The sequence below is a fragment of the Anoxybacillus sp. LAT27 genome (genome assembly GCF_022030075.1).
GTDB classification, from domain to species: domain Bacteria; phylum Bacillota; class Bacilli; order Bacillales; family Anoxybacillaceae; genus Anoxybacillus; species Anoxybacillus kestanbolensis.
Genome location: NZ_JAIWYK010000116.1, coordinates 1 through 290 on the forward strand (window position 1 = coordinate 1; position 290 = coordinate 290).

General features: G+C 47.2%; 1 pseudogene. It reads right to left on the minus strand.

From position 1 onward, the window contains the following. Window positions 1-290: pseudogene (locus tag LD028_RS08760) on the minus strand (iron-containing alcohol dehydrogenase); the annotation flags it as partial.

Consider the following 290-nt stretch of genomic DNA (forward strand, 5'->3'; position numbering starts at 1 on the left):
CCTGAGTACATGATCGTCTCGCGCAGCTCGTAGTTTTCTAAATCGTTGATCAGTTTGGGCGCCGTTTCGATCACGGTTTTCAACACCGCTTCGCACATTCGGTCTTGCAATGGCGTGTTCGGCGTATGGTGGAAATATTGCTCAAACACATGGGACATCATATCAACGATGCCATACACCGTGTGATCTTTCGGAACGGTCATCGTATACGTTGGATCCAAAATCGAAAATTGCGGGAACGTAAACGGACTGCCCCATCCGTATTTTTCTTTCGTCTCCCAGTTTGTAAT